The following is a 19333-nucleotide window of genomic DNA, read 5'->3' on the forward strand; positions in this document are numbered from 1 at the left end:
TTTTTATTATTCAATTAATCCTATCAACTATTTAGAGAACAAATCTCCAGTAAATCCATTCGTTTTTTGTAGAAGTTGTTTATAAACTTTCTCTTTCAGACTAACTGTATTTCCAGATCCATTCTCTTTGAGATCTTTTTCAACTGCTTCATCAAACAATTCTTGAAGTCTTGCATAAGTTGAAATTTTCTCCCCATTAATTTCAATTTCAACAAAGCCTTTTTGAGCTTTCTCATGAACTTCATGATACCAAGCAGATTTCCATTCTTCTAAGTTTTGGAATCTTCCATTTGAAACTTTCTTAATGATGAAATCATCTCCAACATAACCGTTGTTTTCTTTCTTAGCAGCATCTTTATATTTATTAGAAGCGTATCCTAAGAAACCATCAAGGTAACCAAAGTAACCCCACATACGGAATGTATTATGTTTAAATGAAATAGAACCTACAGTACTTCTACTTGTATTACCACCATAGATACCTGCCATCATATTAACGGTTTGATAAGCAGAATCGAAACCTTCCGAACGGTAACGTCCATTACCTGGCATTCCATGCTTGGTAACAAAGTTATTGTTTACCAATTGATCAATCGTTGTTAACTTCATGTTTTTTTCTTCATCATTTAAATCACGAAGTTTATCCCATTGATGTGGTTCACCTTTTAGACTGTTACGATCAGCATTCGAACGCCATTCTCTATCCATTTTCTTGAACCACTTATCATTGGTTCCTTCATTTTTCTTAATGACCGCATCAGCTTCTAAGTAATCAAGCATCATCATTGATTCATTATAATTCTTCATATAATGATCAATTTTTTCACGACTATCTAACATATTAGGATTATAGTTATACCATTGGTTACCATCATTTTGACGTTCATATGCCATGTTTAATCCTAAGGCACCATATTCACCATTTGGATTTGAGACTGATGGTGATTGTAACATACCCTGAGCAAATGCTTCAACGTCGGTTCCTTCACGGTGACGCCATCCACCTAAGTACGCCATACGGTCGTTGATGTGTGTTGTTTCATGGGTAAATGCAGATGTACCGAAGTCACTGATTAAACTAGATAAGATATAGTATACAGCTTCTTGTGGTTGTGGATCTTGGAAAATATAAGCATATGCCCCCATACCATTGTTACCGTGCCATTTATCAGTTGGGCCATAAAACTCACGAATTGGAGCGAAGTCACCCTTCTTAGTGTGTCCCATACGGTCTACCCAACCAAGGTCTGGTGCGAAGTGGTTATCCCAAATCGCAGATGGAACCATGTTTTCACTCTTGAGTAACTTATTGCGTACATTATCAGCAGCTAAGCGAGACCAGAAGTCTAAGTAATTGATCTGCTCTTGTGCACGTAAGTCGATTTCTTTCTTGAACGCTTCACGTTCTTCTGCTGTGTTCTTACCGTATTTCTCAAATGAACTAAACGCAATGGTGTTATAGGTTGTAATTAAGAACATATGAGCTTTCTTCAAGTTTAGAAGTGGTAAGATATAACGTCCGTGATGTCCGTTATTAATCACTTCATATAATTTATGTTTCTTATTAGCGAAATCTGGATTTGATGATTGTTTCTCAACAACATAAGCGTTCTCTGCAATGTTATTCTTGAACCAAGTGTTCATATCAGTATCATTAGTGAATAGTTCCATGTTGTATTTCAAGAACTCATGTAAGTTAGCTTTACCAGTATCACCGGCTAATAAACGATTAAATGTGTCATGAGAACGATCACCTTTTAGGTTATCCCCATTTGATCCAAATCGAATTAATCTATCAAGCACGTTAACGTTCTTACCATAGAAATCAGGTTTGAATGTCATCATATTTTTGATATTTAATCTATCAAATTTAATTCCATAGTATTGGTTAAAGTAAGCCAGAGCTAACATAATCTTAGCTTTGTTATCTTCAACTTTTTTAACTAATGCACGTTGAGCTGCTTGGTCAGTATTCAGTTGGTGATCTTCATTTTCAACTAAAGCTTTTACAAATGCATCTAGGTTATCTTTTACTTCTTTGAAGTTTTCATCTAAGTATAACATTTTCGGATCACCATGGATCTTACGTACTTCATCAGAATATAATTCAACGGAAGATAATTTAGCTCTAATATCGTTGATTAATTGTGTTCTCTCTTTAACAACCATATTTGGTGTATATACAATATCACCTAATCCTTCAATACTATATTCACGAACTTGTTGAACCTTAGATTCTTTCGGTGAAATTGTAAAGATATCTTTTGTCTTATCTGCGTAATGAACCATAATATGGTCAGCATCTGTAAGGTCTGTAACAAAGTCATTACCTTTCATTGCAGTTACAGACAATACTTTTTTAGTCATTAATGGACTATCAGTGGCTAACTTATTTCCTTGGTTTATAATCCACTCTTTATTGTAGAATGGCTGAAGTTTTTCAACATTACGGTAAGCAAGTTCACGAGACGCATCGTAATCCTGAGTATCTTTGTAAGTGTCAGCTTTTGGTTTTACATTATTTAGTGTATCTGAAACAAGAGGATTGATAACATAATCATTAGCTGTAATTCCTAATGTTGCAATCTTCTTATCTGCTTCTTCTTGAGATACCTCTTTAATTCTATCAGAAGTAGAGAATCTGAATGAACGCTTACCTGTACTTACATCTTTCACGATGAAGTTACGTTCTAATGCATTGTTTGAGAAGTAACCACCATCTTCGTCAATATCTTTAGATCCATAGAACACTTCACCATTTTCCACTTTCATCATAGACACAGAGTCAGCAACTTTACCCCATGCCCAGTTTTTACTGATGAATCCACCTGTTTCAACAGGATCTTTTACTTTAATAATTCCTTTTGTAACAGCATTACGGACAGCTCCGTATTTACCGATTCCATTAGGGTCACCACTGTTGTCCGTTCTAGCAACAAGACCACCGATACGCGCTTTATTAGCTACCATATTAGCATCTACATAAGCTTTATCGATATTACCTTTCCAAAGTTCTCCGGCAATACCACCGAAATCCCAACCTCTGTTACCAACACCAGTAAGATTACCGATAAATGCAACATTTGTTAATTGAGCTCCCGTATCTCCTTTATTAATAATACCAGCAATTCCATCTCTTCCAAGAATGCTTCCAGTTACTTTAATATTTTCAACCGTAGCATTTTTAACAGTTCTAGCAAGTGCAGAAATATTGTCAATCCAAGGCATGTTGATATCAACATTAGCTAAATTAACATCTTTTACAGAACCACCTTCAATACCACCAAATAGTTGACGACCCATATTGTGGATTGAATAACGTTGCCCTTCAACACTTGATAACTTACCCTTAAATGTACCTGGAACATACTCTTTATTTGGTGTAGGTACATTGGCTGCATTTAGATCTGCACCAAGTTTAAACTCACCACTAGGGTTAGCTTTCATATCTTTTACAAGTTCGTTGAAGTTATAATAAACATTACCTTCTTTTAATTTTTGTTTTTCAAAATAATGAACATACTCTTCGCTAAGTGTGTTATCAGCATTCCGTTGAATCAAATCAGGTGCTTTTGCAGTGACTTTGTATAAAGTTTTTCCGTCTTTTTCTACTTCTTCAATCTTGTCAACAGCAAGTCTTGTTATTTTGTTATCATGAGTGGTCACTCGTAAATAAAGCGGAGCAACATCAGTTGGTTTTTCTGTCAGTAAACTAGTATCTGTTTCATTACCGTCAGCATCTACACTCATCAAGCTTGTTTCTTTGATGTTTTTTATTTCAACTTTTTTGAGGTCAATTCTTAGCGGTTCTTCTTTCAGAACTTCTTCCTCATCACCCTCACCACGGTTATAAACCATCTTCGTTTCAAGTTTATAATCCTTGTAGTACTGCAAATCTGTCAGGGTAGTTGTCAAGTCATCTGGTGAAACATTCATGGTTTTGACAATCTCATCACCTTTTTTCAGAGTTAGGGTGATAGATTTAATAGCTGCCTTACTTGGATTTTCTAGACTGTATTTAACGTCTGAAGTACGCTTCAAATCCTTAGGTTCAACTGCTGTGATAGTCAATACTGGTTTTTCAAAAGTCTTGGTACTACGTTTCAAAATTTTGTCTTGAGGTGCCTCAAGGATTTCCTCTGTAACTTTTGGAGCGTCCTCTGTTTTAACTCCCTTAATGGTATTAAAAGTCTTGGTGATTTTTTTCTGACCTTCTTTACCTTCTTGAGCTACAACTTCTATGCCTTTTTTCAGTTGGTCATCTTCTTTAACAACTTCCTTAAATGGAATCTTTTCAAGACTTTCTTCTACAAGAGTTCCCTCAATTGGTTTTGTCCCACGACTTACCTGTTGATTTACAGGTTCCTTGGTTACTTCTGTGCTAGTTGAAAGAACTTGGTTCGTTTTAACACCTTCTACTGTTTTATAGGTTGTTTTAGTAACTTGACTACCTTTTTCACCATTTCTTACGACAGTTTCTTCATCCGTATACTTGGTTGGATCCTCAGTCGTTTCAGTTTTGTAGTCTAGGTCTGTAGTCGATGTTTCAACAAGGGTTCCCTCAGTTACTTTGTACTCAGGTAACTGATCTTGTACAAGGGCTTGGCCTTCTTTACCTTCCTCTTGGGTACCTTTTACTTCAATTGGAGCTTCTGGTAACTCAGCTTGTGTTAGTGCTTGGCCTTCTTTGCCTTTCTCTTGAGTCCCCTTCGCTTCAACTGGAGTCTCTGGCAATTCTGGCTGTGTTAAAGCCTGACCTGTCTTACCTTTTTCTTGGGTGCCTTTTGCTTCTACTGGAGCCTCTGGCAATTCTGGCTGTGTTAAAGCCTGACCTTCTTTGCCTTCCTCTTGAGTTCCCTTCGTTTCAACTGGAGCCTCTGGCAATTCAGCTTGTATTAAAGCCTGGCCTTCTTTGCCTTCCTCTTGTGTACCTTTTGCTACTTGATGCATTGGTTCAGCTTGTGGTACTGGAGTTGGAGCAGGTTGCCCAACTTTCTTCGTTCCGACTACAATGACTTGCGACACAGGATTTTGGACTACTTGATCTTCAACGACTTCTCTAACTTCTTGACCATTAACCATGGATACTTTAGTTACAAGACGGCGCTGACCATTTACTCCGGCTGTGACGATACGAGTCTGTCCTTCTGCTAGATTCGCATCTGGGCTTGTGACTGTTTCAAACGGAATCTCTACCAAGCTCTCTTCCTGTCTAGTCTGAGGCTTCTCAGAAACTGGTTTTTCTTCAAGAGCAGGAGCAACTGGAGCTTGTGTCACAGGTTTTTCGATAGCAGGTTCCGGAGCAACAGCAGGTGTTTCTTGAACGACTTCTGTTTTCTCGATTTCTTTTGAACTTTGCTTTTCTACTGGCAACTGAGGCTTCTCAGCTGAAGCTGGTCTTGATGGATGGAGTTCTGCTTCTTTGAAGTAGCCAATGTATTCATAGCCATCAATGTGGATAATCCCTTCAGCCAAGCCCTCATGTGTAGAGGCCGAAATAGTTTGATTATAAGAAAGCAATTCTTTATTTTCAAACGCAAATGCCCCATAAGGTACAAAAGTGCTGGCTCCTAAAGAACCAATCAAGAGAACACCTAGGACCTCTTTGCGACCTTTTTTGGACACCAAAAAGACTGCTAGCGAGGCCGTTGCTAAGCCAAGTCCTGCCAAGGCTAGTTCTTTACTTCCTGTGTAAGGAAGTTGTTGACTGGTAGTTGCCTTTTTGCGATAAACTACATAGAGAATATCATCATCTTGAAATTCTGTTGGAACCTCATGATGAATCAAGGCTTTTTCAGACTCGGTCAATTCCTGCTCCGCCAAATAACGGTAATGAACACTATGAGAATCACTGACTTCATTGGCTTGTACCTTATCTACTGAAAGGGTACTAGCACCAAAAAGGAAGGCCCCGATGGCTACAGGACCTACCCCAACAGTTAGCTTGCGAATCGAATATTTGGTGATTTTTTCTAGTTGTTGTTTTGTTTTTTTCATTCTCACGACTTTCTGATAGAATCTTGTGGATAGTGCGCACGCGCACCTCCGATTAATTTTGGACGGCTAGCAAGCGCCGTTACATGGGCATGTCCAATCTCTCTCAAAAGAGGGCGAATCGGAACCTGAACATGCTTGACATGCATGCCAATTGCAGTATCTCCGATATCCAATCCAGCATGAGCCTTGATAAATTCTACCTCAACTGGATCTTGCATAAATTTGAAGGCTGCCAACTGACCCGAACCTCCTGCATGAAGAGTAGGAAGGACACTGACCATTTCCAGACCAAACTGTTCTGCCACCTGACGTTCAACAACGAGGGCCCGATTGACATGTTCACAACCTTGAACAGCTAGATGAATTCCTTTTTCCTCTAAGATATCTAGGATGGTCTTCACAATAATTTCCCCAATTTCTTGGCTGGATTCCTTGCCAATCTGACCACCTATCACCTCGCTAGAAGATAGGCCCAAAACAAAGATAGATCCCTGCTTCAAATTGGCTTTTTCTAATACATCTTTTACAATCTGGCTTGTGTCTCTTTGAATGTCTTTTTCCTTCATACTTGATACCTCTTTTGTCATTATCTATCATATCGTTTTTTCTACGTTTTAGCAAGATAGACAACCTTGAAAGCTTGCCCAATTACGCATAAAACTCCCAGAATGAACTGGGAGTTAACTAGTTTCTATTTTATTTATGTATATTTCAACCGTCGTTCCTTTTAAAGGGGTAGAAACGATCTTCATCTGGTAATGTTCTCCAAAATGAAGTTTAAGTCGCTGATCAACATTTTGAAGACCAACTCCTCCACGTTTGAGTTGACTTTGACTACTATCAGAAGCATGTTGGAAGCCAACTCCATCATCCTTAATGCATATGACCAATCCCCTATCCTGTTTCTGGACAGAAACTTTAATATGTCCCTGACCTTCCTTTTCCTTAATGCCATGGTAAAGAGCATTCTCTACTAGGGGTTGTAGCACTAACTTAGGCAAGACTAGATGATCAAAGGCAGGATTTTCAATAATTTCATAGTCTAGCTTATCCCCATAACGTTGTTTCTGAATGAAGAGATATTGGCGGACATGATTGATTTCGTCAGACAGGCAAATCAAGTCCTTGCCTTGATTGAGCGCCAAGCGGAAATAGGTTGCCAAGGACTTGGTCACTTGCACCACTCTCTGACTATCCTGAAATTCAGCCATCCAGATGATGGTATCCAAGGTGTTATAAAGGAAATGGGGGTTAATCTGGCTCGATAGGGCTTGAAGTTGATACTGACGGGTCGTTTCTTCCTGTCTGCGAATATCTGACATCAGCTGATCAATCTGATCCAACATGGCATTGAACTGACGAGACACTTCTCTCAGTTCATAGGCACCCGCTTCCTTGGCACGGAGATTCTGATTCCCGGAAGCAATCTCCATCATGGTTTCTCTCAAGTCATTCAGAGGAGCAATCCAGCGCTTGAGACTGAACCACACTAAACAGAGACAGACAAGAAGAGATGTGACACTAGCCCCAAGCAAGGTCCACATGAGTTAACTCCGAACCTGGTCTAACTTCTCCAGTGATGACACGCCAAGCACCGTCCAATCAGTACCTGCAATCTTTTCCTGACTGACGTAGAATTTGTGACCAGGAGTATAGCCCTGCCCTGTCTCAATATAGGGGTTCATGGCCTCCATTTCGCTAGACGAACTATAAACGGTGTGTTTAGGATGGTAGACAAATTCATGGTTTTCATTGATGATAAAAGCAAAGCCCTGCTGACCCAACTGGAGTTGATTGAGATAGGCTTCCAGAGTTTCGTAGGAAATGTCCAAACGAAGCACGCCCAGATTGGCACCCTTTGCATCAAGAAGTTCTTGCGTAATAGAAATGACCCACTGACTGTCTGATTTACGAGCTGGGGTCAAAACTGGCTTAGCCCCCTGATGAATGGCCTTTTGATACCAATCCTCAGTCATCATATCTGAAGATGTTTTCATCTGCACAGTGTCATCTGTAGAAATGAGTTGACCAGACTTGGTTACCAGCACAACAGCTTTCAAGTCCTGATCTGCCTTTAAGATAGTCAAAAACAGATCGCGGATTCCTTTTACTCTGTCTTGACTGGGATTCTCAGCATAGGCTAGGACATCCGTCTGCTGGGTCAAACTGGTCGAGGTGGTTTCTAATTTTTTGATATAAGACTGGATAAAGTGGCTAGTTTGGCTGATAGTCGTCTGGCTATTGCCTTCAATGGTGGCCTCAATAGCTGATGAACTAGATCGATAGTAGAAAGTCCCAACCAGAGCTAGGAGAATGAGAAAGACCAGAAAAATGGAAATAACCATTCTGACTAGGAGAGAAGAACGCTTCATCGACCTTCTCCCTTCTTAAACTGACGAGGTGTCACACCTGCAATCTGCTTAAAACGTTGGGTAAAGTAGTTCATATCTTCAAAACCAACCTTTTCGGCTATCTCGTAAATCTTCAGATCGGTAGTTAAAAGCAAAAGCTTGGCTTGTTTGACACGTTCTCGCACCAGATAATCCTGAAAAGGCAAACCCAACTCTTTCTTGATTAAAGAACTCAAATAAGTCGGACTGAAGCCCAAGTCACTGGCCAAGCTCTTTAAACTAAATTGGCTATCAGCTAGATGGGAGTGGATTTTCTGAGCCATGTTTCCTTCAAATTGATCGGTCAATAAATCTTGTAACTGCTCTTCTTTCTCCTCCTTGTACAACTTTTGCTTGATTTTCCCCAACATTTCCTCAATGTCCTGACGAGAAAAGGGTTTGAGCAGGTAGTCGTCCACACCGAGTTTGACAGCAGAAAGAGCATAATCAAAATCATCGTAGCCTGTTAAAAAGACCAAATGCACCTGAGGATAGGTTTCTCGGACCAGACTGGCTAACTGGATGCCATTTAGCTGGGGCATGTTGATATCGGTTAAAATAATATCTGGCACCTGCTTTTGTATCAATTCCCAAGCCTGTCTTCCATTTTCAGCCTGACCGATGATTTCCATATCGTAGGCTGCTACATTGACCAGTTTAGTCAAGCCTTGTCTTACCAGATATTCATCTTCTACGATTAAGATTGTGTAGGTCATGCTTCTCTCCTTTGCCACTTACTAGTATCAGTATAGCAAAATTCTCCTCTAACTGCTTAGGAAAGACCTTTTAATCAACATAATCTAGTAAATAAGTATAGCCTTTTTCTTCCATTTGGTCTTTGGGAATAAAGCGGATAGAAAGACTATTGATACAGTAACGTAAGCCACCCTTGTCCTGTGGTCCATCCGTAAAGACATGACCAAGGTGAGAATCCCCAACCCGGCTCCGCACTTCCATGCGCGTCATATTGTAAGACTTATCTTCCTTGTAGGTAGCCACATCTGGACTAATGGGTTGGGTGAAACTAGGCCAGCCACAACCAGACTCAAATTTGTCCTTTGATGAAAAGAGGGGTTCGCCAGTTGCCACATCCACATAGATACCAGATTCAAATTTATCCCAGTAGCGGTTTGAGAAAGCCCGTTCTGTTTGATTTTTCTGAGTAACTGCATACTCCTCAGCTGACAAGGTCTTTTTCAATTCCTCATCACTTGGTTTTGGATATTTGCTGGCATCGATGACAGGATAGGCCGCCTGATTGACATTGATATGGCAGTAGCCATTTGGATTTTTCTTGAGGTAGTCTTGGTGGTAATCCTCAGCTACTATAAAATTCTTCAAGGGCTCCTTTTCAACTGCTAGAGGTTGATCGTATTTCTTAGCCACCTCATCAAAGACCTGGTTAATCACCTCTAAATCCTTGTCATCTGTGTAATAAACACCAGTACGGTACTGGGTTCCCACATCATTTCCTTGTTTATTTTTGCTGGTTGGATTGATAATGCGGAAATAATGAAGCAGGATTTCCTTGAGAGAAATTTGATTGGCATCATAGGTGACATGGACTGTCTCCGCATGACCTGTTTGGTTAATCAATTCGTACTTGGTTGTTTCCCCTCTACCATTTGCATAGCCTGAAACGGCATCTGTCACTCCGGGAACGCGAGAAAAATACTCCTCAACTCCCCAGAAACAACCACCAGCTAGATAAATTTCGTGCAAATCTGCGTCTTTACTCACTTCTGTTTTTTTCACTGTTTTTCCTCCTTGGCTAACTGCTGCTTTCTCAATTTGCGAGCTATTTGTCTGCCCTGCATTTCGCATCAATAGAAAATAGAAACCGCTTATGGCTAGGAAAAAGATTCCTGCCAAGACAAACCATTTTACTTTATCATTCATGACCTTTCTCTACTCCATTTCTTTCAATGTCTTTAAAATCATATCCTTATCCATAAAACCTGGTTGCGTTTTGACCAACTTTCCTTCCTTGTCTATAAAGGCTTGAGTTGGGTAAGAACGGACACCATAACTTTCCAAAAGTTTGCCTGATGGGTCAATTAGAACTGGAATATTTTTATAATCCAAGCCCTTGTACCAGTTTTTAAAGTCCGCTTCTGCTTGTTCACCTTTGTGTCCAGGAGAGACCACTGTCAAGACCACGTAGTCATCACCAGCATCCTTAGCGATTTCATCCGTATCTGGAAGACTAGCTAGACAGATGGAACACCAAGAAGCCCAGAATTTGAGATAGACTTTCTTGCCTTTGAAGTCAGATAAACGATAAGTCTTACCATCTACTCCTGTTAATTCAAAATCAGCAACCGCCTGACCCTTAGTGGCAGTTTGCGCACTGACTTGTTCTGTTTTGGTTTGCTCCTTCGTTGTAGACTCATCTGACACATTTTTAGCCGAACAGGCTGCCAAGCAACAGATTGAGCCGACTCCAAGGAGACATGTTTGCCATTTTTTCATTTCATCTTCCTCTCTATTCAAATAATCTTGTCAAAATAGAAGCATTCCCAAAAAGCACCAAGATTCCCATCACGATAATGAGGAAACCACCCACTTTTTTGAGGGTTCCGAGGTAAGGATGGAGTTTTCGGAAATGTTTCAAAACATAGCTGGAGGCGAGAGCTAGAACCAAAAATGGTAGCGCCAAACCCAGCGTATAGACCAACATGAGACCGGCTCCCTGCCAAGCTCCTGAACCACCTGAAGCTGCCAAGGCTAAAACAGAACCCAGAACTGGCCCCACACATGGCGTCCAAGCAAAACTAAAGGTTAACCCCAGTAAAAATGCCTGACTATAGCCCTTACCCTTTTGCCCCTTTCTCTTTAATTGTAGCCTTCTTTCCTTGTAGAGTCCCTTCAAATGTAAAACTTCCATCTGGTGCAAGCCCAAGAGAATGATAACCGCACCCGTCACATACTGAAACCAGGAAGCATACAGCAAATTGCCTAAAAAACCAGCTCCATAGCCCAGTAAGATAAAGATAAAAGAAATCCCCGCTATAAAGGCCAGAGTTCGCAATAAACTGACAAGTGAGATTGAAAATTTTTCGCTAGAAGCCTGAGTACCATCTTTGTCATCCAACAAGACCCCTGCATATACCGGTAACAAGGGTAAAATACAAGGAGAAAAGAAGGAGAGAATTCCAGCAAGAAAAACACTGATAAAAAAGATAATATTATCCATCGCCTTCCTCCATTCTTTGATTTGATAGGACTATTATAACTCCAAAATTCCAGAAAAAACAGGGATAATAATAGGGAAAAATAGGAATTTAATCAGTTTATTCAGAATCTGGCACAAAAAAAGCCAGACAAGGTCTGACTTTGATAGAAACAGAAAAGAAAATTCACTAGTCTTCTCTACTTATCTGGTAATAAATCAGGTCCGCAAGATAGCCTTTCCTCTCTACACCATTAGTAATGGTTTTTAGATAGGACATTCCAGCCTTCTCCATGACACGACCTGAAGCTAGATTGAGACTGGCATATCGTGCTCTGACCTTTTGAAAACCTACTTGAGTAAAACAAAAGTCCAAGACAGTTTTTAAGGCCTCCGTCATTATATCTCTGCTCCAATAGTTTTTTCCTAAGACATAGCCAATTTCACAAGAAGAATCATTCTCATCTATTGCAACGATACTGATATCTCCAATCACTTGCTCTGGATTTTCTTTGAGACAAATGGCCCATTTGTAATAGTTGGGATTGGCATAGGAGGAAACCCAATTGCGAATCGAATTTCGAGTTACCTCGACATCAGAATGGGGATCCCAAGTGACGTAGGTTAGATTCTCAGCAGACGAAGCCCAATTCTGAAACATGGCTTCTGCATCACTTTCTACAAATCTTCTCAAAATCAAACGTTCTGACTGTAATATTTGCGTACCGATTGCTTTCATGACGCTACCTCGCTTTCTGATAGATGATTCTATATCCAGTCTTCATTGAAACTTGTCTTACATTGGAATCTCAAGGTAATAAGCTAAAAAGGTCTCCCGGACCTTCCTCGCTTACTTATTTCTAAACTCGGGGTAAAAAGACTAAACTCAGTAACAACTAAAAAACAAGTTTTTCATCTAGTTCCTTGACGCAGTCGCTGTCTGGTTTGAAATACGCTCTACCAAGCTTTTTCAAACCTAGTCATCGTTGCGGGGGTGAGACGACGAAATCGAACTCTGTGAGTTACCGGACCTTCCTCGCTTACTTATTTCTAAACTCGGGGTAAAAAGACTAAACTCAATAACAGCTAGAAAACAAGTTTTTCATCTAGTTCCTTGACGCAGTCGCTGTCTGGTTTGAAATGCGCTCTATCAAGCTTTTTCAAACCTAGTCACCGTTGCGGGGGTGAGACTACGAAATCGAACTCTGTGAGTTACCGGACCTTCCTCGCTTACTTATTTCTAAACTCGGGGTAAAAATGTCCCCCGGACCTTTTTACTCCCAAAAGTCATCGAATACGGTGATGGGTAGGTGGCGTTTATGTTGGCCTTTGTGCCACCAGTTTTCGATAGTCGCTTGGGCTCCTGGGCTGATTGTTTTGCCTTCTAGGTAGTCGTCAATCTCTTCATAAGTAACTCCGAGGGCTACTTCGTCAGCTAGGCCTGGTTTGTCTTCTTCTAGGTCTGCTGTTGGGACTTTTTCATAGAGGGCAGGATCTGCACCAAGCTCCTTCAAGAGTTGTTTTCCTTGGCGTTTATTAAGGCGGTAAAGGGGGAGAATATCCGCACCACCGTCACCAAACTTGGTAAAGAAACCTGTGATATTTTCCGCAGCGTGGTCTGTTCCAATAACCGCTCCGCTATGGGCACCCGCAAGGGCATATTGGGCAATCATACGGCAACGTGCCTTGATATTGCCCTTGTTAAAGTCTGAAACAGGACTACCTGTCTCTTCAACTGCAGCTGTCATAGCGTCAGCTGATTCCTTAATATTGACGACTAAACTGACATCTGGCTGGATGAAGGCTAGGGCTTTTTGAGCATCTGCTTCATCGGCTTGGACTCCATATGGCAGGCGGACAGCGATAAATTTGTAGCTGTCACCCCCCGTTTCTGCTCGCAGTTCTTCCATAGTTAATTGAGCCAATCGACCTGCTAAGGTTGAATCTTGTCCCCCAGAAATCCCTAGTACAAAGGTTTTTAGGAAGGGATGTTTTTTCAGGTATCTTTTTAAGAAATCAATAGAACGACGAATTTCTTCCTGAGGATCAATCACTGGTTTCACGCCCAGTTCTTGGATAATCGTTTCTTGCAAACTCATTCTTCTTCTCCTTCACCGAGGGCTTCCTTACGCATCTTATCAATCAAGTCCATCTTATCTTGCCATACATCACGCGCCAAATCCACTGGGTAATGCTGCGGATTAAGCACGCGCTTGTACTCATCCCAAAGCTTGTCAAATTCCTTACGAGCATAAGCCTGAATCTCAGTCAAACTAGGCAGGTTGTAAATCAATTTTCCGTCCTTGAAAATATCCACCAAGAGAGGAACAGCATCAAAATTACGAACGGTCTTCTTGATGTAGGTATAAGTCGGATGGAACATCTTGATTTCTGTCATGCTGGCAACATCTACGCCGTCATAAGTGATGTAGTCGCCTTCTGACTTGCCTTTTTCACGACTGGTAATACGCCATACCTGCTTCTTACCTGGCGTAGACACTTTTTCCGCATTATTAGACAACTTGATCGTATTGCGCATCTGACCATTTTCATCTTCGATTGCAACAATCTTGTAAACTGCGCCAAGAGCTGGCTGGTCATAGGCTGTAATCAGCTTGGTTCCCACACCCCAGACATCGATTTTAGCCTTTTGCATCTTGAGGTTAAGGATGGTATTTTCATCCAGGTCATTTGAGGCATAAATCTTAGCTTCTGGATATCCAGCCTCGTCCAATTGCTGACGAACTTTCTTGGAAATATAGGCAATATCCCCAGAGTCAATACGAACACCCTTAAAGTTAATCTTGTCTCCCAGTTCACGAGCAACCTGAATGGCAGCTGGCACACCGATGCGAAGGGTATCATAAGTATCTACTAGAAAGACACAGTCACGATGGGTTGAAGCATAGGCCTTAAAAGCCTCATAGTCATTGCCATAAACCTGTACCAAGGCATGGGCATGGGTCCCCAAGACAGGAATGTCAAAGAGTTTACCAGCACGCACGTTGCTAGTCCCATTGGCGCCACCAATCACCGCTGCGCGTGTTCCCCAAATGGCCGCATCCATTTCTTGCGCACGACGTGTCCCGAATTCCATCAAAGGCTCATCTTCAATGACTGAACGAATACGTGCTGCCTTGGTCGCTATCAAGGTTTGAAAGTTAACGATGTTTAAGAGAGCCGTTTCGACCAATTGACATTGGGCTAGAGGGCCTTCCACCTGCACAATTGGCTCATTGGCAAAGACCAGGTCCCCTTCTTGGGCAGAACGAACGGTCAACTCCAACTTGAAATTGCGAAGGTAATCCAAGAATGCTCCATGATAACCAAGCGACTCCAAGTAGGCGATATCACTATCTGAAAAACGCAAGTTTTCAAGATAGCTCACAATTCTTTCCAAACCTGCAAAAACCGCATAGCCGTTCTTAAAAGGCTGTTGGCGGAAATATACCTCAAAGACCGCCTTTTTATTGTGAATCCCTTGGTCAAAGTAAACCTGCATCATGTTAATCTGGTACAAGTCAGTGTGCAATGTCAAACTATCATCTGGATACATACTTTTCCTACTTCCTTAGCTAGAAACCCATGAAAATTTTTAAGAACTTTCATGTATTCCAATAAATTAGTACTATTATAACACATTTTATCGAGATTGATAAAAAGCTAACAAGCTATTCACCACTCTCCAGCTCATCCATATCTTGTTCAAACTTTTTCTGAGCCCATTCGCCATAGCTTTTAAGACCAAGATTGCCGATAAAAACCCAAGGAAGGTAAATCAGATAAGTAATGACCCAAGCAGATAAGTATTTAAGGTTCAAAGGATTGTGCTGATAAATTTCTATGTTAAATTGATAATTCTGCAACATCAAAAGAGTCGTAATAGCAAGAGTTACCAGCAAACACCCTAAAATTGTAAAATGAAAACGACTATAGTAGTTCACACCAAAATCTCGAGCACGGCCGAAAAAGTAAGAAGTTCCAATAATGATAATGATGAGAATCATTCTCGGATTAAAAAGACTTGGTGCTAATACTGCAATCATATAAGATAAAATCAAGAAAGCTATAGAGATATAGAAACTTTCAGCCCCCGCTTTATTGATCAGTTGTTCTTCTCTTTCGTCTAGTAATTGATAATAAAAAAATCTATTTTTCATCTTCTTCCTCCCAAACTTGCTGATTTCTGCGATTCAAGTATAGGATAACTCTATCCATAGAATAACTCCCAACGAGATAGATGATAACTGCTAGAACCACTTTTAGGGAGTACTTCCAAGTCAATAGACTGACCAGTTCCTCGCGATTGCCTACGATATCAATCAATAAAATCACTATAGAAAATCCCATAGCAGATAAAATTCTTTCTTTTCCAGTATTCTCAACAATATTTCGAATATCAATTCCTACATACATGCGACGAATAATGGCATACAAACCTACTCCAATCAATAAAAGTAATTCTGGTGAATAGGATAGAAGCGTTAAATTAAAAATATAAACTTTGGCAAAAATTTCCAGTGCCAAAAATAGGCACATTCCCAAAAGAATTTCTCTTGAAATCTTTCCATCCAATTTTTCTGTACGTTCATCTTTGATCACAAGTTTTTTTCTATTTTTCATCTTCTTCCTCCCAAAATAGTTGGTCTAATGTTTTTCCTAAGCATCTGCAAATGGACTGGCAGAGGGAGAGACTAGGATTGTATTTCCCAGCTTCAATCAAGCCTATAGTCTGCCTAGTAACGCCCACAGCTTCTGCCAAATCCCCTTGTGTTAAATCACACTCCACCCGAGCTAATTTTAATTTTAAATTTTTAGCCACTAGCGTCCTCCTTTACATTCTTAAAAAGTTGCGCTTCTTTTAAAAACATTATACCATATATCTAACTTAATGCAATATATAAATGCCATTTTGTAAGATTTTATTAACAAAAAACTCTCTACTACAAAAAATAGAGAGCGTTACCTTTAAATATAGGATTTCAAAATATCAACGACATCACTTCTTTTCTTGACCTGATGGGCCTTGATGCCCAATGTCTCAGCTGCGATTGTATTGTCCTCCATATCGTCTAGAAGGACACAATTTCTAGGTTCTAACTGCTACTGATCGAGAATCCCCTTCATACTTATGTCAAGAATCCCTCTTTGATTTATACTTTCATATTCTCCTTACAAATCCTTTTGGTAATAGTATCTTTGTCCTGTATAGGGATAGTCTTGCAAGGTAAAGACTTCCTTGTAGCCATGTTTCTGATAAAAGTCCGGTGCCTGGAACTGGTAGGTATTGACAAAGGCAAGACAACAGTTTCGATTCTTAGCTTCACTTTCTGCTTGCTGCACTAGTTTTGAACCGATTCCTTGCCCTCTCAGTTCCTCTTTTACAAATAAATACTCAATTTCTAGCCAATTTCCAAAAGTCTCTGCTATCAAACCTGCCAGGAGATTGCCTTTTTCATCTTCGACATAAAGATTAAGTGGCTCACTTTCAGCTTCTTCTCTTTTTGAACGGTTATAAACACGAATCAGATTCCCTATTTCTTGTGATTTATGGGATTCCTTATTTTCCAATCTAAAGTACATCTAAACCTCCTTAAACACTGTTACAGCTTGATTATAGTCTTATTTCAATAGACTGTCAAACTAGCAAAAACTCACCAACCTGAGTTGATGAGTTTCAAATCTATTTTCTAAATTTCCACTGGCTGTAAATCCCAAAACCGATAATCCAAATAGCTGATCCGATTGCTCCGACAAATGTAGACTCTTGTAAAAAGAGGGTTACAAAGACAAAGGCAAAGAAGAGCATGGTTAAAGGATTTAGGAAACGATAATGGGGCATGAGATAGCCATCCGCCATAAAGTCTGGTGACTTGCGGTATTTAAGGTGAGCCACCATAATCAAGATATAAATAGCGATATAGACACCTGATGATGATGCCGTAATCAAGGCAAAGGCATCCGAAACACCTGGCAAGATGTTAATAAAGGCTGCTAGGGCAATCAAGATTGTTGAAGCGATGATAGCATTTTGTGGCACATTGTGGCGAGATAGAGTATCTGCTTTAATAGCCTTTAGGAAGCGATTTGGCGAATCATGGGCAATCTGGTACAAATGACGTCCTGTTGAATAAAGGGTTGAGTTGAGAGCAGATGCTGCTGAGGTCAAAACGACGAAGTTAATCAAGGCCGCTGCCCACTTGATACCTGCCAATTCAAATACCGTAACAAAAGGAGAATCAGCAGATGCAAGCTCACGCCATGGGATAATGGACATAATGGCCAAGAGAGCTCCACCATAGAAAAAGACGATTCGTAGAGGAATTTCCTTAACCGCTTTTGGCAAAACTTGACGTGGATTTTTTGTTTCTGAAGTTGTTACCCCGATAAACTCAATCATGAGGTAGGCAAAGAAAACCATCTGGAAGGCCATGACAAAGTTAGCTCCACCATTTGGGAAGAGGGAGAAATTATCAGTAATATTGGCCAAACTTGCCACTCCATGAGGTGTCTTAAAACCTGTCAAGACCATAAAGACTCCTGTGGCAATCATGGCTAAAATAGCCACAATCTTGACCATCGCAAACCAAAATTCAACTTCTCCAAAGAGCTTAACCGCAATCAGATTGACCAAGGCTAGAACGGTCAAAAATCCAATCTCAATCATCCAACTTGGCCAGCTAGGAAACCAGAACTGAACATAGTGAGAGATGGCTGTGATTTCCGCCATACCGATAAAGACAACGGATAGCCAGTAAGACCAAACTGAGAAATAACCCCAGCCCTTACCCAAATGGCGCGTGATAAAGTTGATAAAGGTATGTTGCTCAGGGTCTTGGTAGAGCATTTCCCCAACCGCACGCATCATGAGGAACATAAAAGCCCCAGTAATCATATAAATCAGTACAATGGAAGGACCTGTTAGGCTGATAGAGCGACCTGCTCCTAAAAAGAGTCCTGTTCCGATTGTCCCTGCAATGGCCATAACCTGTACATGACGATTGGTCAGACCACGCTCCATCTTATTTTTCTTCTTTGAACTCATATCGTCTCCAATTCAATTTAATTTATACTCAATGAAAATCAAAGAGCAAACTAGGAAGCTAGCCGCAGGCTGTACTTGAGTACGGCAAGGCTACGCTGACGTGGTTTGAATTTGATTTTCGAAGAGTAGCAAAATGGAAAAAGGAGTGAGTGAAGCGCATCGCCTCCCCACTCCTTTTTTCTGTTTTTAGGCTGTTTTTTCAACCTTCAAGATTTTTACATCATAGCTACCAACAGGTGTTTCAATAGTTGCTGTGTCACCTGTTTTCTTGCCAATCAAGGCTTGTCCAATTGGGCTTTCATTTGAAACTTTACCTGCAAAGGCATCTGCACCAGCTGAACCTACGATAATATAAACTTCTTCTTCGTCCTCACCAATTTCTTGGATAGTGACTGTTTTACCAATCGCTACTTCATCCTGGGCAACTGAGTCACTATTGACGATTTCAGCATAACGAATTTTTGTTTCTAAGCTAGAGATTTGTCCTTCGACAAAGGCTTGTTCATCCTTAGCTGCTTCGTATTCACTATTTTCAGAAAGGTCTCCGTATGAACGGGCGATCTTAATACGTTCTACCACTTCTGGACGACGGACCAATTTCAATTCTTCTAATTCTTTTTCAAGTTTTTCCTTTTCCGCAAGGGTCATAGGATATGTTTTTTCTGCCATTTTTTTCAACTTTCTTCTAATGATATTCTCTAAAGAAAATTATGTGAAGCATCACATAAT

General features: G+C 40.4%; 15 protein-coding genes and 1 pseudogene. All 16 read right to left on the reverse strand.

What is annotated here, in order from left to right:
* Positions 1-27: 27 nt before the first annotated feature.
* A complete protein-coding gene (locus tag D2908_RS08550) occupies positions 28-5997 on the reverse strand; it encodes a ZmpA/ZmpB/ZmpC family metallo-endopeptidase (protein ID WP_117306370.1) in 5970 nt (1989 codons plus the stop codon).
* Between the two features lie 2 nt (positions 5998-5999).
* Entirely contained in the window at positions 6000-6563 is a 564-nt protein-coding gene (locus tag D2908_RS08555) for a TIGR01440 family protein (RefSeq protein WP_165847483.1), read from the reverse strand.
* 114 nt (positions 6564-6677) lie between these two features.
* Positions 6678-8369 (reverse strand): annotated as a pseudogene (locus D2908_RS08560) (sensor histidine kinase).
* Positions 8366-9103 (reverse strand): response regulator transcription factor, encoded by a 738-nt coding sequence (locus D2908_RS08565; RefSeq protein WP_117306374.1) that lies wholly within the window; start codon positions 9101-9103, stop codon positions 8366-8368. Before D2908_RS08565 ends, D2908_RS08560 begins: the two are co-directional and overlap by 4 nt.
* Before the next feature lie 70 nt (positions 9104-9173).
* Complete coding sequence (gene msrB, locus D2908_RS08570; protein WP_117306376.1) at positions 9174-10286, reverse strand: peptide-methionine (R)-S-oxide reductase MsrB; 1113 nt, start codon at positions 10284-10286, stop codon at positions 9174-9176.
* Positions 10287-10295: 9 nt separating this feature from the next.
* Positions 10296-10859 carry a redoxin family protein gene (locus D2908_RS08575; RefSeq protein WP_117306378.1) on the reverse strand — a complete coding sequence of 188 codons (564 nt, stop codon included), beginning with the start codon at positions 10857-10859 and terminating at the stop codon, positions 10296-10298.
* Between the two features lie 13 nt (positions 10860-10872).
* Entirely contained in the window at positions 10873-11583 is a 711-nt protein-coding gene (gene ccdA2, locus D2908_RS08580) for a thiol-disulfide oxidoreductase-associated membrane protein CcdA2 (RefSeq protein ID WP_117306380.1), read from the reverse strand.
* 166 nt (positions 11584-11749) lie between these two features.
* Positions 11750-12298: a GNAT family N-acetyltransferase gene (locus tag D2908_RS08585; protein ID WP_117306382.1), complete on the reverse strand. Its 549-nt coding sequence runs from the start codon at positions 12296-12298 to the stop codon at positions 11750-11752.
* 535 nt (positions 12299-12833) lie between these two features.
* Positions 12834-13658: an ammonia-dependent NAD(+) synthetase gene (gene nadE / locus D2908_RS08590; RefSeq protein ID WP_117306384.1), complete on the reverse strand. Its 825-nt coding sequence runs from the start codon at positions 13656-13658 to the stop codon at positions 12834-12836.
* Positions 13655-15115, reverse strand: a complete 1461-nt coding sequence (locus D2908_RS08595) for a nicotinate phosphoribosyltransferase (protein ID WP_117306386.1) — start codon at positions 15113-15115, stop codon at positions 13655-13657. Before D2908_RS08595 ends, nadE begins: the two co-directional genes overlap by 4 nt.
* Before the next feature lie 115 nt (positions 15116-15230).
* Entirely contained in the window at positions 15231-15719 is a 489-nt protein-coding gene (locus tag D2908_RS08600; RefSeq protein WP_117306388.1) for a DUF6773 family protein, read from the reverse strand.
* Positions 15709-16182, reverse strand: coding sequence for a DUF6773 family protein (locus D2908_RS08605; RefSeq protein ID WP_117306390.1), 474 nt, complete (start codon positions 16180-16182; stop codon positions 15709-15711). Before D2908_RS08605 ends, D2908_RS08600 begins: the two co-directional genes overlap by 11 nt.
* Positions 16172-16381: a helix-turn-helix transcriptional regulator gene (locus tag D2908_RS08610; RefSeq protein ID WP_001107493.1), complete on the reverse strand. Its 210-nt coding sequence runs from the start codon at positions 16379-16381 to the stop codon at positions 16172-16174. Before D2908_RS08610 ends, D2908_RS08605 begins: the two co-directional genes overlap by 11 nt.
* Before the next feature lie 350 nt (positions 16382-16731).
* Positions 16732-17130: a GNAT family N-acetyltransferase gene (locus D2908_RS08615; RefSeq protein WP_165847487.1), complete on the reverse strand. Its 399-nt coding sequence runs from the start codon at positions 17128-17130 to the stop codon at positions 16732-16734.
* A gap of 112 nt (positions 17131-17242) precedes the next feature.
* On the reverse strand, positions 17243-18604 hold the full coding sequence (locus D2908_RS08620; protein WP_165847484.1) for an amino acid permease: 1362 nt from the start codon (positions 18602-18604) through the stop codon (positions 17243-17245).
* 186 nt (positions 18605-18790) lie between these two features.
* Positions 18791-19273: a transcription elongation factor GreA gene (gene greA, locus D2908_RS08630; protein WP_000818750.1), complete on the reverse strand. Its 483-nt coding sequence runs from the start codon at positions 19271-19273 to the stop codon at positions 18791-18793.
* Positions 19274-19333 lie beyond the last annotated feature (60 nt).

The organism is Streptococcus sp. LQJ-218 (genome assembly GCF_003428885.1).
Lineage (GTDB): Bacteria > Bacillota > Bacilli > Lactobacillales > Streptococcaceae > Streptococcus.

What these genes read in the sequence shown, in the direction of transcription:
- msrB (WP_117306376.1), bottom strand. Translation starts at nt 10,286, where the DNA reads ATGAATGATAAAGTAAAATGGTTTGTCTTGGCAGGAATCTTTTTCCTA.
- D2908_RS08585 (WP_117306382.1), bottom strand. Translation starts at nt 12,298, where the DNA reads ATGAAAGCAATCGGTACGCAAATATTACAGTCAGAACGTTTGATTTTG.
- D2908_RS08550 (WP_117306370.1), bottom strand. Translation starts at nt 5,997, where the DNA reads ATGAAAAAAACAAAACAACAACTAGAAAAAATCACCAAATATTCGATT.
- greA (WP_000818750.1), bottom strand. Translation starts at nt 19,273, where the DNA reads ATGGCAGAAAAAACATATCCTATGACCCTTGCGGAAAAGGAAAAACTT.
- D2908_RS08620 (WP_165847484.1), bottom strand. Translation starts at nt 18,604, where the DNA reads ATGAGTTCAAAGAAGAAAAATAAGATGGAGCGTGGTCTGACCAATCGT.
- nadE (WP_117306384.1), bottom strand. Translation starts at nt 13,658, where the DNA reads ATGAGTTTGCAAGAAACGATTATCCAAGAACTGGGCGTGAAACCAGTG.
- ccdA2 (WP_117306380.1), bottom strand. Translation starts at nt 11,583, where the DNA reads ATGGATAATATTATCTTTTTTATCAGTGTTTTTCTTGCTGGAATTCTC.
- D2908_RS08605 (WP_117306390.1), bottom strand. Translation starts at nt 16,182, where the DNA reads ATGAAAAATAGAAAAAAACTTGTGATCAAAGATGAACGTACAGAAAAA.
- D2908_RS08555 (WP_165847483.1), bottom strand. Translation starts at nt 6,563, where the DNA reads ATGAAGGAAAAAGACATTCAAAGAGACACAAGCCAGATTGTAAAAGAT.
- D2908_RS08595 (WP_117306386.1), bottom strand. Translation starts at nt 15,115, where the DNA reads ATGTATCCAGATGATAGTTTGACATTGCACACTGACTTGTACCAGATT.
- D2908_RS08600 (WP_117306388.1), bottom strand. Translation starts at nt 15,719, where the DNA reads ATGAAAAATAGATTTTTTTATTATCAATTACTAGACGAAAGAGAAGAA.
- D2908_RS08565 (WP_117306374.1), bottom strand. Translation starts at nt 9,103, where the DNA reads ATGACCTACACAATCTTAATCGTAGAAGATGAATATCTGGTAAGACAA.
- D2908_RS08575 (WP_117306378.1), bottom strand. Translation starts at nt 10,859, where the DNA reads ATGAAAAAATGGCAAACATGTCTCCTTGGAGTCGGCTCAATCTGTTGC.